Annotated in this window: 20 protein-coding genes and 2 tRNA genes; 15 read left to right on the top strand and 7 right to left on the bottom strand. The window is 60.9% G+C overall.

Annotation, left to right across the window (positions count from 1 at the left end):
- The first annotated feature begins 17 nt into the window (after positions 1-17).
- From queE to DKW72_RS14705, 11 genes are all read left to right on the top strand, one after another.
- Entirely contained in the window at positions 18-671 is a 654-nt protein-coding gene (gene queE, locus DKW72_RS14755) for a 7-carboxy-7-deazaguanine synthase QueE (RefSeq protein ID WP_111643160.1), read from the top strand.
- A 19-nt stretch (positions 672-690) separates the two neighbouring features.
- On the top strand, positions 691-1,365 hold the full coding sequence (gene queC / locus DKW72_RS14750; protein WP_111643159.1) for a 7-cyano-7-deazaguanine synthase QueC: 675 nt from the start codon (positions 691-693) through the stop codon (positions 1,363-1,365).
- Positions 1,366-1,458: 93 nt separating this feature from the next.
- A tRNA-Lys gene (locus DKW72_RS14745) sits at positions 1,459-1,533 on the top strand.
- Positions 1,534-1,587: 54 nt separating this feature from the next.
- Positions 1,588-1,662: transfer RNA gene (locus DKW72_RS14740), tRNA-Lys, on the top strand.
- 128 nt (positions 1,663-1,790) lie between these two features.
- On the top strand, positions 1,791-2,861 hold the full coding sequence (gene nadA / locus DKW72_RS14735; RefSeq protein ID WP_111643158.1) for a quinolinate synthase NadA: 1,071 nt from the start codon (positions 1,791-1,793) through the stop codon (positions 2,859-2,861).
- Between the two features lie 73 nt (positions 2,862-2,934).
- A complete protein-coding gene (gene dapA / locus DKW72_RS14730) occupies positions 2,935-3,810 on the top strand; it encodes a 4-hydroxy-tetrahydrodipicolinate synthase (RefSeq protein ID WP_111643157.1) in 876 nt (291 codons plus the stop codon).
- Between the two features lie 10 nt (positions 3,811-3,820).
- Positions 3,821-5,002: an outer membrane protein assembly factor BamC gene (gene bamC / locus DKW72_RS14725; RefSeq protein ID WP_232522425.1), complete on the top strand. Its 1,182-nt coding sequence runs from the start codon at positions 3,821-3,823 to the stop codon at positions 5,000-5,002.
- 11 nt (positions 5,003-5,013) lie between these two features.
- Positions 5,014-5,772, top strand: coding sequence for an MBL fold metallo-hydrolase (locus tag DKW72_RS14720; RefSeq protein ID WP_111643155.1), 759 nt, complete (start codon positions 5,014-5,016; stop codon positions 5,770-5,772).
- Positions 5,773-5,799: 27 nt separating this feature from the next.
- Complete coding sequence (gene purC, locus DKW72_RS14715) at positions 5,800-6,510, top strand: phosphoribosylaminoimidazolesuccinocarboxamide synthase (protein WP_111643154.1); 711 nt, start codon at positions 5,800-5,802, stop codon at positions 6,508-6,510.
- Positions 6,511-6,589: 79 nt separating this feature from the next.
- Positions 6,590-6,856 carry a PilZ domain-containing protein gene (locus DKW72_RS14710; protein WP_111643153.1) on the top strand — a complete coding sequence of 89 codons (267 nt, stop codon included), beginning with the start codon at positions 6,590-6,592 and terminating at the stop codon, positions 6,854-6,856.
- A gap of 152 nt (positions 6,857-7,008) precedes the next feature.
- Entirely contained in the window at positions 7,009-8,337 is a 1,329-nt protein-coding gene (locus DKW72_RS14705) for a nitrate regulatory protein (protein WP_111643152.1), read from the top strand.
- 52 nt (positions 8,338-8,389) lie between these two features.
- Here DKW72_RS14705 and DKW72_RS14700 read toward each other — a convergent pair whose 3' ends face one another.
- The 4 genes from DKW72_RS14700 to DKW72_RS14685 all read right to left on the bottom strand — a co-directional run bounded on the left by DKW72_RS14700 (position 8,390) and on the right by DKW72_RS14685 (position 12,290).
- Positions 8,390-9,238 (bottom strand): ABC transporter ATP-binding protein, encoded by an 849-nt coding sequence (locus tag DKW72_RS14700; RefSeq protein WP_111643151.1) that lies wholly within the window; start codon positions 9,236-9,238, stop codon positions 8,390-8,392.
- Between the two features lie 37 nt (positions 9,239-9,275).
- Entirely contained in the window at positions 9,276-10,145 is an 870-nt protein-coding gene (gene ntrB / locus DKW72_RS14695) for a nitrate ABC transporter permease (RefSeq protein ID WP_111643150.1), read from the bottom strand.
- A gap of 27 nt (positions 10,146-10,172) precedes the next feature.
- Complete coding sequence (locus tag DKW72_RS14690; protein ID WP_111643149.1) at positions 10,173-11,477, bottom strand: CmpA/NrtA family ABC transporter substrate-binding protein; 1,305 nt, start codon at positions 11,475-11,477, stop codon at positions 10,173-10,175.
- Positions 11,478-11,762: 285 nt separating this feature from the next.
- The gene (locus DKW72_RS14685) at positions 11,763-12,290 is read right to left on the bottom strand and encodes a leucine-rich repeat domain-containing protein (protein WP_232522424.1); all 528 of its coding nucleotides are present in this window, start codon (positions 12,288-12,290) and stop codon (positions 11,763-11,765) included.
- Between the two features lie 130 nt (positions 12,291-12,420).
- Between DKW72_RS14685 and DKW72_RS14680 the strand changes: the two genes are divergently transcribed.
- Complete coding sequence (locus DKW72_RS14680) at positions 12,421-13,074, top strand: OmpA family protein (protein WP_111643148.1); 654 nt, start codon at positions 12,421-12,423, stop codon at positions 13,072-13,074.
- 18 nt (positions 13,075-13,092) lie between these two features.
- On the opposite strand, the gene DKW72_RS14675 is transcribed toward DKW72_RS14680, so the two are convergent.
- Positions 13,093-13,830, bottom strand: a complete 738-nt coding sequence (locus tag DKW72_RS14675; protein WP_111643147.1) for a ferredoxin--NADP reductase — start codon at positions 13,828-13,830, stop codon at positions 13,093-13,095.
- A 103-nt stretch (positions 13,831-13,933) separates the two neighbouring features.
- Here DKW72_RS14675 and DKW72_RS14670 point away from each other — a divergent pair, with 103 nt between their 5' ends.
- Positions 13,934-14,773: a class I SAM-dependent methyltransferase gene (locus DKW72_RS14670; protein ID WP_111643146.1), complete on the top strand. Its 840-nt coding sequence runs from the start codon at positions 13,934-13,936 to the stop codon at positions 14,771-14,773.
- On the opposite strand, the gene DKW72_RS14665 is transcribed toward DKW72_RS14670, so the two are convergent.
- Positions 14,739-15,011 (bottom strand): hypothetical protein, encoded by a 273-nt coding sequence (locus DKW72_RS14665; RefSeq protein WP_111643145.1) that lies wholly within the window; start codon positions 15,009-15,011, stop codon positions 14,739-14,741. The two genes, DKW72_RS14670 and DKW72_RS14665, sit on opposite strands and share 35 nt — an antisense overlap.
- A 22-nt stretch (positions 15,012-15,033) precedes the next feature.
- Positions 15,034-16,920: a TIGR00341 family protein gene (locus tag DKW72_RS14660; protein ID WP_198411383.1), complete on the bottom strand. Its 1,887-nt coding sequence runs from the start codon at positions 16,918-16,920 to the stop codon at positions 15,034-15,036.
- A gap of 97 nt (positions 16,921-17,017) precedes the next feature.
- Here DKW72_RS14660 and DKW72_RS14655 point away from each other — a divergent pair, with 97 nt between their 5' ends.
- Positions 17,018-17,680 (top strand): 2OG-Fe(II) oxygenase, encoded by a 663-nt coding sequence (locus tag DKW72_RS14655; protein WP_111643143.1) that lies wholly within the window; start codon positions 17,018-17,020, stop codon positions 17,678-17,680.
- 42 nt (positions 17,681-17,722) lie between these two features.
- Positions 17,723-19,342 (top strand): protein adenylyltransferase SelO, encoded by a 1,620-nt coding sequence (locus DKW72_RS14650; protein WP_111643142.1) that lies wholly within the window; start codon positions 17,723-17,725, stop codon positions 19,340-19,342.
- The last annotated feature ends 268 nt before the right edge of the window (positions 19,343-19,610 follow it).

Raw genomic sequence — 19,610 nt, 5'->3', positions numbered from 1 at the left:
CACCCAGTAGCCCGACCATGACTCGCCAGGCCAGCCTCAAGATCACCGAAATTTTTTACTCGCTCCAGGGCGAGGCGCGCACTGTGGGCCTGCCCACGGTCTTTGTGCGCCTGACCGGCTGTCCGCTGCGCTGCGGCTATTGTGACTCCGAGTACGCCTTTTACGGCGGCGAGCGCCTGAGTCTGGACGAAATTCTCGCCCAAGTGGCCAGTTATGGTGCCCGGCACGTGTGCGTCACCGGTGGCGAGCCCCTGGCCCAGCCCGACTGTTTGCCCCTGCTCAATGCCCTGTGCGACGCCGGCTATGCGGTGTCTCTGGAAACCAGTGGTGCCCTGTCCCTGGAAGGCATCGATGAGCGGGTGAGCAAAGTCATGGATCTGAAAACCCCCGGCTCCGGCGAGGTGGCGCGCAACCGTTGGGAGAATATCCCCCTGTTGCAGGCGCAGGATCAGGTCAAGTTTGTGATCTGTAGCCGCGAGGATTACCAGTGGGCGCGCCTTAAGCTCGATGAGCACCAATTGCTTGAACGGGTCGGGGAGGTGCTGTTTTCCCCGTGCCACGGCGAGGTCGAACCCGCGACCCTGGCGGACTGGATCCTGGCGGACCGCCTGCCGGTGCGCTTCCAGATGCAGTTGCACAAACTGCTCTGGGGCGACAAGCCCGGCCACTGACCGAACGAGGAATACTGACGTGAGTAAAAAAGCCGTTGTCCTGGTCTCCGGCGGACTGGATTCCACCACCGTGCTCGCCATCGCCCGCAGCGAAGGCTATGACTGTTACACCATCAGTTTCGACTACGGCCAGCGCCACCGGGCCGAGTTGCTCGCCGCTGAGCGCACCGCCGCTGCCCACGGCAGCCTGGAGCACAAGGTGGTCAAGCTCGACTTGCGCAGCATCGGTGGCTCAGCCCTGACCGACGACCGCATCGATGTGCCCGAAGAAGAGAGCGAGGGCGTGCCGGTCACCTATGTGCCGGCGCGCAACACGGTTTTCCTGTCTATTGCACTGGGCTGGGCCGAGGTCCTGGGGGCCGAGGATATCTTTATCGGCGTTAACGCCGTGGACTTCTCCGGCTACCCGGACTGCCGTCCGGAGTATATTGCCGCCTTTGAAACCATGGCCAACCTGGCCACCCGCGTCGGCACTGAAGGCGGTCACCTGAGCATCCGTACGCCGCTGATTGACTTGACCAAGGGCGAGACCATTCGCCAGGGGCTGGCGCTGGGGGTGGACTACGCGCTCACCGTGTCCTGTTACCAGGCGGATGAGGATGGACGCGCCTGTGGCCGCTGTGACTCCTGTCGTTTGCGCCGCCAGGGCTTTGTTCAGGCTGGGGTCGCAGACCCCACCCGCTATCGGGTTTGATTGGCGGGTAAGGCGCGGAAAAATCAGCGAATTTCTGCGATTGAGCCCTTGTATTTCTCGCCAAAATCTTTAATATACGCGCCTCCTTGAGTTGGGTCGTTAGCTCAGTGGTAGAGCAGTTGGCTTTTAACCAATTGGTCGATGGTTCGAATCCATCACGACCCACCACCCAATTCCCGGACATTCGGCACCGCCGGAGTCTTTCAAAAAGCACCGCTTTGCGGGTCGTTAGCTCAGTGGTAGAGCAGTTGGCTTTTAACCAATTGGTCGATGGTTCGAATCCATCACGACCCACCATCTTGTGACAGGCGCCCAATCGGGCGCCTGTTGTGTTTCTGGCCGTTGAATTGTGCGCAATTGGATCTTTGGGCGGCCCGCCCGGTCTATGGTAATATGGCCCGCTATTGCAACCTGGATTGAACGTTATGTCAGCTGAACAACCCCTGGTGAGCCGGGAGGCGCAGGTGGCCAGCGAGGCCGCGCGCGAATTGGTTCAAGCGCATCTGGCGCGCGCCTGGCACGCCCCCCAGTACACACCCGAGCAGGAACAAGCTTACCGCGAACGGATTAAAGTGCTGTTACAGCAGCATAACGCCGTGCTTGTGGCTCATTATTACACCGACCCTCTGATTCAGGCCTTGGCCGAAGAGACCGGTGGCTGCGTGGCTGACTCTCTGGAAATGGCCCGCTTCGGCAAGGACCATCCGGCAGACACGCTGGTTGTCGCCGGGGTCAAATTTATGGGCGAGACCGCCAAGATCCTCACACCGGAAAAGCGCGTGCTGATGCCGACTCTGGAGGCCACCTGTTCCCTGGATCTGGGCTGCCCGGTCGAGGCCTTCTCGGATTTCTGCGACCAACACCCGGATCGCACCGTAGTGGTCTATGCCAATACTTCGGCTGCAGTCAAAGCCCGGGCCGACTGGGTGGTCACCTCCAGCATTGCGCTGGACGTGGTGGACTACCTGGACAAGCGCGGCGAAAAAATCCTCTGGGCACCGGACAAACACCTGGGCAACTACGTCAAAAAGCAGACCGGCGCCGACGTACTCCTGTGGGATGGCGCCTGCATCGTGCACGAAGAGTTCAAATCCAAAGGTGTGGAAGACCTGAAAACCCTGTACCCGGACGCGGCGGTGCTGGTGCACCCGGAATCGCCGGACTCGGTGGTGGCGTTGGCGGATGTGGTGGGCTCTACCTCGCAGCTGATCAAGGCGGCGCAGACCCTGCCGAACCAGACCTTTATCGTCGCGACTGATCAGGGCATCTTCTATAAGATGCAGCAGCTGTGTCCGGACAAGACCTTTCATGTCGCCCCCACCGCCGGCAACGGCGCCACCTGCCGCAGCTGCGCCAGCTGCCCGTGGATGGCCATGAACGCCCTGGAAAACCTGGCAGATGTGTTCGAGCGCGACGACAACGAGATCCATGTCGACCCGGCCCTGGCGGAGCAGGCCATGGTGCCCTTGCAACGCATGCTGGACTTCAAAAAGTAGCGCCAGTACCATGGCGCCTTTGTTTTGATACCTCAGCCCCACCAAGGGCCAACCCCTGACACTGGAGTCCGCGATGATTAGAGGCAGCATTGTTGCCCTGGTTACCCCCATGACCCCCGACAACGCCCTGGACTGGGACAGTCTGGAGCGTCTGGTGGAGTGGCATATCGAGCAAGGTACCAACGCCCTGGTGGCGGTAGGCACCACCGGCGAATCGGCCACCCTGGACTTTAAAGAGCACAAACAGGTCATCAAACGCGTGGTCGAGCAGGTCAAGGGTCGCATCCCGGTGATTGCCGGTACCGGTGCCAACTCCACCGCCGAGGCCGTGGAGCTGACCCAGTCCGCCAAGGACTCGGGCGCAGACGCCTGTCTATCAGTCACCCCTTATTACAACAAGCCGACCCAGGAAGGCCTGTTTCTGCACCACGACTATATCGCCAAGGCCGTGGCGTTGCCGCAATTGCTGTACAACGTGCCGGGCCGTACCGGTGTGGATATGTTGCCTGAGACCGTCCTGCGCCTGGCCCAGGTGCCCAATATCGTGGGTATCAAGGAAGCCACCGGCGATATGGTGCGCGCCCGTACCCTGATTGAGAACACCGGCAAGGACTTCGTGGTCATCTCCGGTGACGACGCTACGGCCGTGGAATTGATGCTTTTGGGCGGCGATGGGGATATTTCTGTCACCGCCAATGTCGTACCCAAGGCCATTGCCCGCCTGTGCCAGCTGGCGATCGACGGCAAAGCCGACGACGCCCGGGCGCTCAACGATGAGTTGATGCCCCTGCATAAGGCCATGTTTGTGGAGTCCAACCCGATTCCGGCCAAATGGGCAGTACAGCAAATGGGCCTCATTCAGGGCGGTATCCGCCTGCCGATGACGCCCCTGTCGGAACAATTTCACGAGCCGGTCCGTGCGGCCCTCGTTAACGCCGGAGTGCTATAAGAGACGTTTCATGACAATAATGTGTGTTAAAAAGGCGCGCCTGTGGCGCCTCGCGCTGTTGGGTTTTGCTGCGGCATCACTCAACGGCTGTATCCTTTGGGGCGACGACGGTTACTTTCGCAACCGCGAAGATGACTACCTGAAGGCGGATAACATCCAGCCGCTGGTCATTCCGAGTGATCTCGACAGTGGCCGCATCGGCGAGCTCTACGAGATTCCGCCCATTACCGAGGTCGACGATGCCTTCCGTCCGGAGGCCAACCGCTACGCCGTACCCCGGCCGCAACCGCTGTCCACCAACATGCTCGAAGAGCGGGTGCGTATTCAGCGTCTGCAAGAGCAGCGCTGGATCCTGATGAATGTTTCTCCCGGCGAAGTATGGCCCCGGGTGCGCCACTTCCTGAACCAGAACGATCTGGGTGTGGAGCGCGCCGATACCAGTCTGGGGCTTCTGGAAACCAGCTGGGTGGAATTCCGTACCGACCCGACCAATTACGATCGCTACCGGATCCAGATTGACCGTGGCGTTCACGCGGATACTACGGAAATCCATATCCTGCACATGAGCGCACCGCAGGAGCAGGTCCAGGCCGGCGATATTCCCGACTGGCCGAGCCGCTCTTCCAGCGGCGAGCGTGAAAGCTGGCTGCTCGACGAGCTGGCCGCGACCCTGGCGGCAGATGCCGATACCGTGGGCACCTCGCTGTTGGCTCAGGATATTGGCGGGCGCACCAAGGCGGGCGTGCAGATGCGCGGCGCCGAGCCGGTGCTCAACCTGGAGCTGGATATGGAGCGCGCCATCGCGACCCTGACCCATGCCACCAACCGGGAAGGCTTTACCCAGCTTGATCGTGACTCCAGTGCCGGTGTGTATTATCTGCATTATCGCCGTCCGCCGGATTCCGAGCCGGGCTGGTTCCGGCGTACCTTTACCCGTGCGGGGCGGGCCCAGCCTGAACCCAGCTCACCCTATACTTTGGATGCTCTGCTGGCCAACCTGCCGGAGAACGTACTCGAAGCACCCGGTGATGGCAGTGCTGAACGCGCTTCCCCGGATGCGCCCGGCTACCTGCTGGTGGTGCGCGGTGAAGCGGGCAGCGTCGATGCCTACTTGCGCGACCCCTATGGCCAGCGCTTGCCCTCGCGTCAGGCGCGTGAGCTGCTGACCATCCTGCGCAATAACCTGCTTTAAGGCGCTGCCGAGTGCGCTTTGCGTCACTGGGCAGCGGCAGCAGTGGCAATGCCACGCTGGTGGAGTGGGATGAGGGCGCGCTGCTGATTGATTGCGGCTTCAGCGCCAAAGAGGCGGAGCTCCGCCTCCAGCGCCTGGGCCGTCGCGCCGATGAGCTGCTCGCGATACTGGTCACCCACGAACACGGGGACCACATCAAAGGCGTCGCGGCCTTGGCCCGGCGCCATCAACTGCCGGTCTATATGACCCCAGGCACCTACCAGAGCCGCGACTACGGGCGTCTGCCCGATCTGCGCCTGATCGAAGGCTACGGCCGCTTTTCGCTGGCCGGTTTGGCGGTTCAGCCTGTCGCAGTGCCCCACGATGCCCGCGAACCGACACAATTTGTGCTCGAACGGGCGGGCAAACGCTTGGGAATCCTCACCGATTTGGGTAGTATTACGCCCCACGTAGAGGCCAGCTATCAGGGCTGTGACGCGCTGGTGCTGGAGGCCAATCACGACCCGGGCATGCTTGCCTCCGGCCCTTACCCGGTGTCACTCAAGCGCCGCGTAGGCGGACAGTGGGGGCACCTGAGTAACCAGCAGGCTGCAGGCCTTCTTGAGCGTCTGGAGCGCGAGCGACTGCAACATCTGGTCGTGGCCCATATCAGCCAGCAGAACAATAGCCTGGCCGTAGCGCAACAGACGTTAGCCGGGGTAACGGCAGACATCCAGCAAACCATTTATGCGTGCCAGGACCAGGGCTTCGACTGGCTGGCACTGACTTAACAGCGATTGATACTGAAAGGTACACCCATGGAAAAGCGCGACGAGCTTTACGCCGGCAAGGCCAAATCCGTTTACACCACCGATAACCCCGATTATCTGGTGCTGTTGTTCCGCAACGACACCTCGGCGTTTGACGGCAAAAGAATTGAGCAGCTCGAACGCAAAGGCATGGTCAACAACAAGTTCAATGCCTTTATCATGGAAAAACTGGCCGCTGCCGGTATCCCCACGCACTTTGAAAAACTGCTGTCGGATACCGAGTGTCTTGTAAAAAAACTCGACATGATTCCGGTGGAGTGTGTAGTGCGCAACTTTGCGGCGGGCTCGATCTGTCGCCGCTACGGTGTTGAAGAAGGCATCGCCCTGACGCCGCCAACCTTTGAATTCTTTCTCAAAAACGATGCTCTGGGCGATCCCATGGTGAACGAGTACCACATCGAGTCGTTTGGCTGGGCGAAACCTGAACAATTGACTAAAATGAAAGAGCTGACGTTCAAGGTCAACGATGTGTTGGTGGAGTTGTTTGCCGGTGGCAACATGCTGTTGGTGGACTTCAAGATCGAATTTGGCCTGTTCAACGGCGAAATCGTTCTGGGCGATGAGTTCTCTCCCGATGGCTGCCGCCTGTGGGACAAGGACACGCGCGAGAAGCTGGATAAAGACCGCTTCCGCCAGAACCTCGGCAATGTGGTTGAATCCTATGAGCTGGTGGGTCAACGTTTGGGATTGACGTTTTAACCCCGCAGGCCCCCCAGACTCCATAGGAAAAAGCCGGGCTGCCAACGAGCTGCCCGGCCATTATAACAAGGAGCCCTGTATGCCAGAGCGTCGTCAATATAAGCGCACCTCCGCCGCTATTCGGGTGGAGATGCAGCATCCCAGTATCGGCCTGATTGTCGGCTTTACCAAAGACATATCCGACGGTGGTGCCCGGGTTGAAATCGAAAACCAGCCTTGCCCGCCAGTGGGTACCGAGCTACAGGTGCGCTTTCGAAAGAGCGTGGGTCCGATCAATCTGGACCCGGTCAGGATGCGCGTTATGCACCAAAACCGTAACGCTATCGGTCTCTCGTTTGTTCGCTAGTGGTGCGCGTTGACCTGAATGCGCATCGGACGCGTGCAAAACCCGCCGCTTTTGTCCAAAAGTCGGCACTTCTTCGCTTTTGGTCTTAAATTTGCTTTGTCATAGGCAGTGGTACCCGGTTGCGGGTGCGCTTACCTGTGCGAGGCAGAGCCATGAATCAATCCCGGCGCGATACGCCGTCAAATGTCGCCACCCCCGCCTCAGCGGGCGTGGCCGAATACCTGCTGGCTTCCAAACGTTGTGACCTGCTCGGGCTGGAGTTGCTTCTGGGGACGGGCCAGTTGGTGGCGGCCATCAGCAACCTGGTACATGCACTGCAGCTGGAGCGCGGGGCCTCCAACATGTACCTGGGCTCAGGCGGGCAGCGTTGCGCCGAGGTGCGGCAAACCCAGATCGACAAGGCCCGGGTGGCCGAGCAGGTGTTTCGGGCAAGCCTTGCCGGAGTCGATATCGAGTCGCACTGCAACGCTGGCGCGAGCCGTTTGTTCAACCGCATAGCCGGTGCTCTGCACGGGCTGGATGAACTGGGTCAGGTACGCATCGACATTGATCAGCTCAAACCCCAACCCAGTAGTATCATCGATGGCTACGGCCAGTTGATACAGAGCCTGTTGGCGATTGTTTTTGAAACCGCGGACTCGGCCTCGGATCCGGACATCTCCCGCAGTCTGGTGGCCATGTTTCACCTGATGCAGGGCAAGGAGTTCGCCGGGCAGGAGCGCGCTGTGGGCTCGGCCGGGTTTGCCCAGGGCAACTTTGATCAACAGTTCTCGCGCCGATTGCGGCACTTGATCGACAATCAGGAACGCTGTTTTCAGATCTTTTTTGATTTTGCCGAATCCGAAGCTCTGGCGCAGTGGCAGCAAACCGTCTCGGTGCATCAGGTCGAGCTGGAACGTTTTCGGCGAATTGCGTTTGCCGCGGTGGCCGATGGCGTCGCCGACCGGGATCTGAGCGATGCCTGGTTCGCCTGCACTTCAAAACGGATCAACGCCATGAAGGCTCTGGAGGACACTCTGGAGCTGTCACTCACCGCTTTGTGCCAATGCAAAATCAAGGCGGCGCGCTCGGACCTTACCTGCCACAAAGTACAGATTGATCAGCTGGCGAAAGCCCGCGACACCGGCGCCATGGCGGTGTTCTTCAGTCGCGACTCGGTGGCGGGCCTGAATGAAAGTGCCCCCCACACCTACGACACCGGATGCACCGGTACCCAGCTCGGACGCTCGCTGTTTGAGTTGGTACAGAGCCAGGCGCTCAAGTTACAGGCGATGAGCGAAGAATTACAGCAGGCGAGGGCAGCACTGGAAGAGCGCAAGTGCGTGGAGAAGGCCAAGGGCATGCTGATGCGCTGTCGCGACCTGAGCGAAGACGAGGCCTACCGCTTTTTACGCAAGGTCGCCATGGCGCAGAATCGCCGCCTGGCCGATGTCGCCAAAGACACCCTGGCGATGGAAGATCTGTTTACCGCGAAAAGCTGAGCCAAAGAACCGACCCCGATACACGCCTGTAATCGGGGCCGTTTCCCGGGTATCAGGCGCGCTTGGCGCTCGCCTGAGGGACAGGGTTGGCCTTATCGGCCTTGGGCAGCGGGGCGACTTTGCGTTGCTTCTCGTGCAGGAAGCGCAGCACCTCGCGCCGGTAGTGGTTGTACTCGGGGTTGTCTGCCAGGGCGATGCGGTCGCGCGGGCGCGGCAGGCGAATATCGAGAATTTCCCCGATGGTGGCCTCCGGGCCGTTGGTCATCATCACAATCCGGTCAGATAGCAACACCGCCTCGTCAACATCGTGAGTGATCATCAACACGGTATTGTTCAGTTCGGCCTGGATGCGCATCACCTCGTCTTGCAGGTGGGCGCGGGTCAGTGCATCGAGCGCGCCAAAGGGCTCGTCCAGCAGCAATAGCTTGGGCTCCATGGCGAGCGCCCGGGCAATACCGACTCGCTGTTTCATGCCCCCGGAAATTTCCGACGGCAAGCGGTTGAGCGCGTGCGACATGCCCACCATCTCCAGATTTTTCAGAGCCCAGGCTTTGCGTTCGGTGGCGTTTTTTTTGTTCTTGAAGACCTTGTTGACGGCGAGCGTCACGTTCTCGTACACCGTCAGCCAGGGCAGCAGCGAGTGGTTCTGAAACACCAGGCTGCGATCCGGCCCGGGCGCATTCACTTCCTTGCCATCGAGAATCACATAGCCGCTGCTGGCGGTGTGCAATCCGGCGATGATATTGAGCAAGGTGGACTTGCCGCAGCCCGAGTGGCCGATGATGGAAATGTACTCGCCTTTCTCAACCGTCAGGTTGACCTTGTCCAGAACGCGGGTGGTGTTGGGCTCGGTGCCGAATACCTTGTCGACGCTGTCGACACTCAAGTAACGATTGTTCATGATCTTCTCCTGTGCGGAATCGAGTAGTCAGTGGCGGTTAAGAGGCGGTGCCACGGGTGACGCGCTTGCCGACCAAACCGACCAGAGCATCCAGGGCATAACCCACCAGTCCGACGTAAATCAGTGCCAACACGATGTCGCTGATTTGCGAGGCGTTCCAGGCATCCCAGATAAAGAAGCCGATACCGACACCGCCAATCAACATCTCGGCGGCGACAATCGCAAGCCAGGACAGACCGATGCCGATGCGTAAACCGGAGAACACATAGGGCGCGGCGGCGGGCAACATGATCTTGGTAAAGTTTTCAAAACCGTTGAGGCGTAACACTCGCGCAACGTTGCGATAGTCTTCCGGAATATTGCGCACACCCACCGAGGTATTGATGATGATCGGCCAGATCGCGGTGATAAAAATCACAAAGATGGCCGAGGGATTACTGGCCTGAAAGGCCGCCAGGGAAATGGGCAACCACGCCAGTGGCGGCACCGTGCGCAGGACCTGAAAGAGCGGGTCCAGCCCGCGCATGGCCCAGGTGGATTTGCCCACCAACACGCCCAGGGCGACGCCGACAATCACGGCCAGTGAATAACCGTAGGCAACCCGTTCCAGGCTCGCCAATACCTGCCAGCCCATGCCCACGTCGTTGCCGCCGTAATCGTAAAAGGGATTGACGATCAACTCCCAGGTGTCGTCCAGCATTTGCGACGGCGCGGGCAGCATGGCGCCGGGGCGTGAGCAGAGCACTTCCCAGAGCAATAGCAGAGCACCGATGACCACCACCGGCGGCACTATTTGACGCAGGAAAAACCGCCCGACGCGCCGACCGTGTTGGGCCAGAGTTTCAGCACTGGGCAGTTGCAGGCGCGCCACCGGCGAGCTCACTGCAAGGGTTTTTGATTCAGACATAATGACTTCCTCTTGACGTAAATCGGCTTAACCCATGCGGGTGATGGCCAGACTTTCGAGATAGGCTTTGGGGTTTTCCGGGTCGAATACCTTGCCGTCGAAAAAGGTTTCTTTACCGCGCGAGGTGGACTCGGGAATATCCGCTTTGTCGATCCCCAAACGGGCGGCGGCATCGCGCCAGATATCTTCGCGGTTGACCCGGTTCACCAGGCTTTGGGTATCCAGATCCAGTGGCAGGTTGCCCCAGCGTTGGTTCTCGGTCAGGAACCAGAGGTCGTGGCTCTTGAACGGGTAGGAGGCGTGATCGTTCCAGTAACGCATCTGATCCGGGTGGTTTTCCACTACGCGCCCGGTGCCGTAATCGAAGTTGCCCTGCATGCGGTCGATAATGTCGGCGTAAGGCGCGTGAATCCAGCGACGACGCGAACAGATCTGCGCGACTTCTTCCTTGTTTTCCGCTTGCTCGCAAAAAATCTGCGCTTCCATCACCGCCATCACCAGCGCCCGGGTGGCGTTGGGATTGTTGTCGACATAATCGGCGCGCAGGCCGAGGGCTTTTTCCGGATGGTTGTGCCACAGCTCGCCGGTGGTGTTGGCGGTGTAGCCGATATTCTGGTTCACCAGTTGCTGGTTCCAGGGCTCGCATACGCAAAAGGTATCCATGCTGCCGACCCGCATATTGGCGACCATTTGCGCCGGGGGCACCACGATGGTGTCAATGTTGCGATAGGAGTCGATCCCGCCCGCGGCCAACCAGTAGCGAATCCACAAATCGTGGGTGCCGCCGGGAAAAGTCATGGCCGCGCGCACGGCATCGCCACCGCTGCGCTTCGCCGCCAGCGCTTTGGCAAACTCGGTGGTGTCGAGGCCGACGTTCAGGTCCTTGTATTCATTGCCCACGGAGATGCATTGTCCGGCCAGGTTCAAACGCGCAACGATACGCATGTCCACCTGATCGCTCATGGCGCCGGCAGTCATCAGGTAAGGCATGGGGGTCAGAATATGCGCCCCGTCGATACCGCCGCGACGGGAGCCGAGCACCAGATTATCGCGGGTCGTGCCCCAGGATGATTGCTTGAGTACCTGCACATCATCCATGCCGTGTTTGGCAAACAGACCTTTTTCCGCCGCGACAAACAGCGGCGCCGCATCGGTCAGCGCAATAAAACCCAAACGCGCAGAGCGGGTTTCGGGCTTGCCATTACTGGCCCAGGCGAGTGAATTGAAGCCGGGTCCGGTGAGACCAGAGAGGGCCGTGCCCCCGGCAGCCAGAGCCATGCCCTTGAGTACGCCCCGACGGGTCAGTCCGTTGTTGTTTGTGCGGTCAGTCATGTTTGTTCCTCGCATAAAAAAAGCCCGCTAGATCACCGCGCTCGTTGAGGGCGGGGGTCTGCGGGCATCATTACCTGCTATGGAGAAGCCGACGTTGGCTACTCACGATGAGTCACAATGGATTTTGCAGAGTTCGTGCCAACAACGTTAAGTCGTTGCTTTTACGAGAAAAGTGGTTGTTCAGGCGGGATAAGGTGCACGCAAATGCAAAGGCTTTGTGCATGAGGTTGGTGCGCGGTAGAGCACGCGCTCACGATTGTGGGGCGCGCTCAAGTTCAAGAAAGGTCAGGATTCGCACTGCTCGGGCAGGGTCAATTCGCCGTTCATGACGTCCGCGAGCTGTGCCAGATCGCCGCACGGCAATGCCGGATTGTCGCTGACATCGAGCTGTTCCAGGCGCAACAGACTGAGCAGCGGCGCGGCGTCGGTCAGCGGGTTGTCGCGCAGTACCAGAATACGCAAGCGTGAGAGCTTGGCCAACTCGGGCGCTTCCGCCAGGGCGTTACTGGCCAGGTTCAGCTCCTCGAGGGCGTTGAAACGTTCCAGCCCGGCCAGAGTCTCAATGCCGGCGCTGCTGCAATTGAGGTGTTTGAGTTGACGTGCCTCGGTGATGCGTTGGTCCTGAATGGTCTGCTCGATGCACACGCGCAGGCGCTCGTCGGCGACGTCGATATCACGCAGCAGCGAGGGCGGCATATAGACCACCTGCTCGTTCAGGGTCAGGGCATAGTTGCCGCACCCGGTCAGTGTGGCTGTCAGCGCCAGGGCGGTGAGCCAGCGGGCCAAAGTGCGAAGTGGGTTATCGCTCAACATAGGGAAATCTGCTATAACTAGGGGTCTTGGTAAATGGCGTTGCGGCGTCTCCAAGTATAACCTGTGTACGTACTTTGAGCGATGAGTGTCTAACAATAGCGTACGTGTTTTTGAGTTAAGAGGAATGACTATGAAAGCGTGGATTGTGATTTTAGCGGCCCTGGGCCTGGTGGCTTGTACCACCACCGACCCCTACACGGGTGAGCAGCGGACCAGCCGCACCGCCGCCGGTGCGGGCATCGGCGCCGTGGCCGGTGCCGTGATTGGCGCGGCCTCAGCCAGCCGCAGCGACCGTCGTCGCGGTGCCGTGACCGGTGCCATTGCCGGTGGCGCCATTGGTGGCGGTGTGGGCGCCTACATGGACCGTCAGGAACGTAAATTGCGCGAGCAGCTGCAGGGCACGGGTGTGCAGGTTCAGCGTGAAGGAGACATCATCTACCTGATTATGCCGGGCAACATCACCTTTGATGTCAACAGTCACCACGTGCGCTCCGAGTTCTTTGAAGTGCTCAACTCTGTGGCGCTGGTGGTTCAAGAGTTCGACAAAACCGTGATTGAAGTGAGTGGTCACACCGATTCCACCGGCAGCGATGCCATCAACAATCCGCTCAGTGAGCGTCGTGCCAGCAGTGTGGGCGATTACCTGATCAGTCAGCGCGTATCGCGCGACCGTATCCATACGGTCGGTTACGGTTCACGCTACCCGATCGCCAGCAACGCCACCGCCGAAGGCCGCGAAGCCAACCGTCGGGTCGAGCTGGAACTGATCCCCGTCGGTGACTGATCGCCGACAGGATGCAGATCAGTAGATTTCCGTGCTGATCTGCCCGGGGGCAAAGCGCTGGTGACGGCGCAGCCCCCGAACCTCCAACAGGGCCTGAGCGCCTTTTACCATCCCCGGATTCCCACACAGCATCACATGGCTACGCTCGGCACTGATGGGCGTATTGGCCGCCATCTCCAGTAACCCCGATTCAATCAATGCCGGGATCCGTTGGCGCAGCGGCCAGGTGGGTTCGCGCGTCAGTGTGTGTAAAATCCGCAGGCGTCCGGCGTGGCGGTGCTGCAGGGCCTTGAGCTCATCCAGATAGGCGCGCTCGTGGTGGTCGCGCACCGAATGCACGAGAATTACCTGGCGGAATTTCTCCCAGGGGGCATCGGTGCCGAGCATACTCAGGTAGGGTCCCAGGCCCGAGCCGGTGGCCATCAGCCACAGGTCCTCAGTGGGTTGCACATGCCCCAGCGTAAAAAAACCCTGCGCGCGCGGGCCGCACAGAAACTGCTCGCCCTGGGTCATGGTCCAGAGCCAGCTCGACAACTGGCCTTCGGGTACCAGGTTGAACAGAATCTCGTGTTCTTTGGTGCCCGGCGGGTTTACCAGGGAGTAGGGGCGCACAATCTGTTTGTCCCCCATGGTGTAGGCCAGATTGACGAACTGCCCGGCTTCGAAGGGGGGTAACTCCGCCGTAAATCGGACTGAGCAGAGGCGCTCGTTCCACACAGTTTTTCCGGTCAGTGTTGCGCTCAGCCAGTTGGCCATGATCTCTCCGACTCCTTGTATTGATTGCCTTTCAGGATAGCACGACAATGCACAACGGAATGCCCGCCCGATAGCGGGCGACGTCAACCGTGGAAGCCTATTTGTGACAGAGAGTAAACCGGTAGCGGTGTGCTGCCCGACAACCGCCCACCACAGTGAAGCGCAGGCGCTGGCGACACAGCTCGGTCTGGATTTTTACCCCTCGGCCGCCACCGAGTTGCCGGGGGAGGTCGCGCTGGCGTTGCTCTGCGATGCCCAGGGCTGGGCTCTGCAACCCACCGGGTGCAAGGCGCCGGGGGCCGTGCGGGTGGATTTTGCCGGGGGCGCCGTGGATCACCGGCGCCGCTTCGGCGGCGGCAAGGGGCAGATGATCGCCAAGGCCGTGGGGCTCAAGGCCGGCGTTTACCCCCGGGTGCTGGATGCCACCGCCGGGCTTGGGCGCGATGCCTTTGTGTTGGCCAGCCTCGGGTGTCAGGTGGAACTGTTTGAGCGCTCCCCGGTGGTCGCCACCTTGCTGGCGGATGGCCTGGCACGGGCGTACGCCGAGGGCGACAGCGAGCTGCGCGGAATCGTTGCGCGTATGACCTTGCATGCACAGGATGCCCGTTCGGCGTTGGCGGACTGGACGCAGCCCTGGCGCCCGGATGTGGTGTACCTGGACCCGATGTTTCCCGAACGCCAGAAAAGCGCGCAAGTGAAAAAAGAAATGGCGCTGTTTCACGATCTGGTGGGGCGCGATGACGACGCCGGTGACCTGCTGGCCCCGGCACTGGCACTGGCGCACTACCGGGTGGTGGTCAAACGCCCGCGCAAGGCGCCGTTTCTGGCCGGGGTAGAGCCGGGCTATCAGCTTGCGGGCAAGACCAGCCGTTACGATATCTATCCACTCAAAGCGCTGCCCGCCGGGCTCAACGCCGAAACCAGAAGCGCAACACCCGACTGATCACCATGCGCACATGGGCCATCATGGACACGGTAAAGCCACAGGCGATCACCAGCACCGCCAGGGCGACCACCAACTCCTGGGTCAGTGAGGGCTCGAGCATCTGCGTGCCCCCGTAGAGAATCACCAACCCGAGAAAAAACAGCGCCACACCCAGGCGAAACTGTTTGAAGCTCGCGTGCAGGGGGGCGGTATAGTGGTGTTTGAACGCGCTGCGCCAGCGCTGCCAGTCAATCATGATCCCAGTGTACCCAAGGCGGCTAACGCACAACAGCGGTAATGGCTTCCAGGCGCACCGGGCGCTTGAGCCGCGCTTCCAGCGACGCCTTGATGGCGCTCAACTGGCCGGCGGCCAGAGGCTCCTCGGTGACCACCGTGGCCTGAATATAGAGCGGGTCGCCCAGCTGCACCTGAATATCCCGCAGGCGCACCCCCTGAGTCTGCCAGTCGGTCAGGGTGCTGATGATGCGGTGCTCCTGTACCATCCGGTGAAAGCCCAGCCCCAGCGGCAGGCTTACCAACACCACCAACGCCAGCGACACCAGCAATCCCCGGCGGGCGCGCTTGAAAGGGCTGTAGCCCAGCCACAGAAAGGTCAGTGCCGCTGCCAGAATGATGCCCGCCAGGTTGGTGAGGAACAACAGCAGCGCACCGGAAAACACCGTCCAGTTGAACCAGCCCAAACCGATCCCGGTCACCGCCAACGGCGGCACCAGCGCCACCGCAATGGCCACCCCCGCGAGGCTGCGGGCGACCTCCGAGCGGGCGTGGGCGTAGGCACCGGCGACCCCGGAAATGACCGCGACACCCAGATCGAGCAGGGTCGGGCGCAGGCGCGCGCCGATTTCGCTGTTGATATGTTCCAGGGGCGTGATGATCGCCAGGAGCATGGCGCAGGCGATGGCCAGGCCGATGCCTGTCGCGAGGGCCTTACCGCTGTCGAAAATCAGCCGCTCGTCCTGGCGCAGCAGGCCCATGGCCATGGAGATGATCGGTGCCATCAACGGCGCCAGAATCATTGCGCCGATAATCACCGGGGCCGAATTGGCAAACAGCCCCACCGTTGCCAGCAGCGTCGAAAGGATCATCAACATCACATAGGCTTCGGAGGTGCGGGCGTTGTCGCGCAGGAGCAAAAACAGCTCGCGGAACTCCTCGGTGGCGGCGTGGTGAATCCAGGGCATGGGGTGGGCGATCAACTGGTTGCGCGCCTCCCCGGTGGGCAGCGCCTGGGTCTTGAAGATCTCCTTGGTATCGCCCTGGTTGCCGTTCTCGGTGGTGATATGGCGCCCGGGCACCAGTTGCAGCTGTTTCTGCTCCACTCGCAGCAACAGTTGGCTCTCCTCATGGTTGACGCCATCAAGGGTGTAGGGCACCGGTTTGGGGCTGGTAATGCTCAGGCGCTGGCTTTTGATGTGCCCGACAAAGGGCGGCAGTTTATGGCTGCTGCGTGCGGGCAGGACGGCCGAGGTGAGCAAAAACCGGATCAGCTCAAAGACGCTGCGCGGAGCCAGAACCAGGGTGTGGAGCATGCCGTCGCTGGCGCTGCTGTCGTCCAGCAGACGTCGCGACAGGGGTGAGCTGCGCCCGTGCTCGACCGCGACAATGCCCAGAGCGGCGGTGTCCACTACCTTGTCCTTCTGGGTAATCAGGCGAAAGGGACTGAGGGTCAGGTGAGTCAGGCTGGGCAGCAGTTTGGCCAGGCGCCCGAGCCGGGTCCAGAGCGAATCGCTCGCCACCCGGGCCGGCTTCAGGCTGTAGGTATCGCCAATCACCACCGAGTTCAGCACCGGCTCATCGTTGCAGTAGAGCAGGTCAACGGCGACCGCGCTCTCGTTGGCGAGAACATCCGCCACCGCGTGCTCCAGACGATTGGCCACGCCAAAACCGAGGCGCGCGTGGGTCATGTCCGGATGGGGCAGCAGCGCCAGTTGCCAGTGGTGCGTCAGGCACAGGGGCAGTAACTGTTTGAGCAGGTGATCGTTCAGCCAGGTGACCACCCGGGCGCCCTCGGGCAGCACGGGGGCTTCATCGTCGCCGTAGGGAATCAGTATCGGCGTTCGCGCCCCGAACAGGGGCACTACAGACTGGTGAACAAACTCGTGGTCTTCAGGTTCAAACAACAGGTGCAGCGGGGTGTCAGTCACTGACGGCTCCGAATCAGAAAAAGCTGGGTTTGCAGGCGTGTTTGTAGTATATACGCCCGAGAACTTTCCGTCGGCGCGATTTCCCTGGAGCAACGCCATGAGTACACAGCCTGTTTTTGACCGCGGCCCCGGCGATGGCGACCTGTACGAGCAGATCGCCGTGGCGCTGGAGCGCGATGGCTATATCGTGTTGCCCCACGCGCTCGACCTGGCCGCCGTGGATGGCCTGTTCCTGGACCTGAAAAGCGTCGACGAGGAAGAGTTCAAGCGCGCGGGTATCGGCCGCCAGAGCGACTTCCAGGTCAACCCCTTTGTGCGCTCGGATCGGGTGCGCTGGCTCGACGGCGAAACCCCGTCGGCGCGGGTATTTCTGGACTGGATGGAAGCGCTCAAGCTGGCGCTCAACCGGCGCCTGTTTCTGGGCTTGTTCGACTACGAATGCCACTACGCCAGCTACCCCGTGGGGGCCTTCTATAAAAAACACGTGGACGCTTTCAAAGGCCGCTCCAACCGGGTCCTGTCGACGGTGTTTTACCTCAACCCGGTGTGGCAGCCCGGCGATGGGGGCGAGCTGGTGATTTACGACCCGAACACCGATCAGGTACTTGAAAAAGTGCTGCCGGAATACGGCAAGCTGGTGATTTTTCTGAGTGAGGAATTTCCCCACGAAGTGCTCGCCGCCCAGCGCGAGCGCTACAGTATCGCTGGCTGGTTCCGGGTCAACGCCAGCTCCGCTGCACTGGCCGATCCCGCAGCCTGACGGCCAGGGCAATTGCCCGTCAAAGGGTGCTAGACTGGGCCCATGACTTCTGACCTTATTAGCGACCTCGCACAACTGCGCTTCGACAACCGGTTTGTCGAAGCGCTGCCCGCCGACCCGGACGACAGCAACAGCCGCCGTCAGGTGTACGGCGCCTGTTACTCCCGCGTCAAACCCACACCGGTGAAAGCGCCCCAACTCGTGGCCTATGCCCGCGAGGTGGCCGAGCTGCTCGACCTGGCCCCGGAAGCCTGCGAGACCGACACCTTTACCCAGGTCTTTACCGGTAACCGCCTGCTGCCGGGCATGGATCCCCACGCCAATTGCTACGGCGGCCACCAGTTCGGCCACTGGGCCGGACAACTGGGCGACGGCCGGGCCATCAACCTGGGGCAGGTGCTCAACCGGCGCGGCGAACACTGGACCCTGCAACTCAAAGGCGCCGGCCCCACACCCTATTCGCGCAGCGCCGACGGCCTGGCGGTACTGCGCTCCTCGGTGCGCGAGTTTCTGTGCAGCGAAGCCATGCACCACCTGGGGGTGCCCACCACCCGCGCCCTCAGCCTGACCCTCACCGGTGAGCAGGTGGTGCGCGACATGTTCTACGACGGCAACCCCCAGCCTGAGCCGGGCGCCGTGGTGTGCCGGGTCGCCCAGAGCTTTACCCGCTTCGGGAGCTTTGAGATCTACGCCGCCCGGGGCGAACACGAGTTGCTTAAACGTTTTACCGACTACACCCTGCGCGCCGACTTCCCCCACCTGGGCGAACCGGGCAAGGCGGCCTACCTGGCGATGTTTGAAGACGTCTGCCGCAGCACCGCCCAAATGATCGCCCACTGGATGCGCGTGGGCTTTGTCCACGGCGTGATGAACACCGACAACCTGTCCATCCTCGGGCAAACCATCGACTACGGCCCCTACGGCTGGCTCGAAGACTTCGACCCCAACTGGACCCCCAACACCACCGACGCCCAGGGCCGCCGCTACCGCTACGGCAACCAACCGCAAATCGCCCTGTGGAATCTGGCCCAGCTGGGCAACGCCCTCTACCCACTCATCGACGAGGTTGAGCCCCTGCAGGCCGCCCTGGACAGCTACCGCGAGGAATACCAGACCTGCCGCCAGCGCGACACCGCCGCCAAACTGGGCCTGACCCAACTGCAGAACGACGACCTCTGGGTGGAGGAGTTGCACAAAGTGCTGCAACTCACCGAAACCGACATGACCATTTTCTACCGCCTGCTCGCCGACTTCGATCCACGCCTGGACACGGACACCGACGAACGTAGTGATGCCGAACTGATCGAACCCCTCCAGCCGGCCTACTACCAACCCCTGAAACCCGACCAGCAAAAACGCACCGCCCAATGGCTGCGCGACTACCGCGAACGCCTGCAGCGGGACCGGATACTGCACGGGACCGACGACAGCACCCGGCGCGCCCGCATGAACGCCACCAACCCCAAATACGTCCTGCGCAACTACCTCGCCCAACAAGCCATCGACCGCGCCGAGCAGGGCGATTTCACCGAGATACACAACCTGCTCGAACTGCTGCGCCACCCCTACGACGAACAACCGGGCAAGGAAGATTACTTTGCGAAACGCCCGGAATGGGCAAGGCATAAGGCCGGGTGTTCGATGTTGTCCTGTAGTTCGTGACGGGAAATTGACGAGGCTGGGTGCGCATTTTTACCCCTAAAATTGCGCAGATCCCCATTTGCATTTTGGAAAGGGTGGTTTATAGTCAAGGACTTAGCAATGGAGGCAGGGATGTAAATGCGCACGCGCCAGCGGGAAAATGAGCATGCTTATATTTATCCCTCCTTTGGTTTATCTGAATCTGTTGAATCCTTTTTTAAATCAATGTTTTATGAAGGGTTTTTATAAATTGGTTCAGGGTGTTGTTGCGCATGCGCACTATATAGAT

The sequence above is a fragment of the Marinimicrobium alkaliphilum genome (assembly GCF_003259155.1).
Lineage (GTDB): Bacteria > Pseudomonadota > Gammaproteobacteria > Pseudomonadales > Cellvibrionaceae > Marinimicrobium_A > Marinimicrobium_A alkaliphilum.
This window is presented reverse-complemented; position numbering and strand designations above follow the sequence as displayed.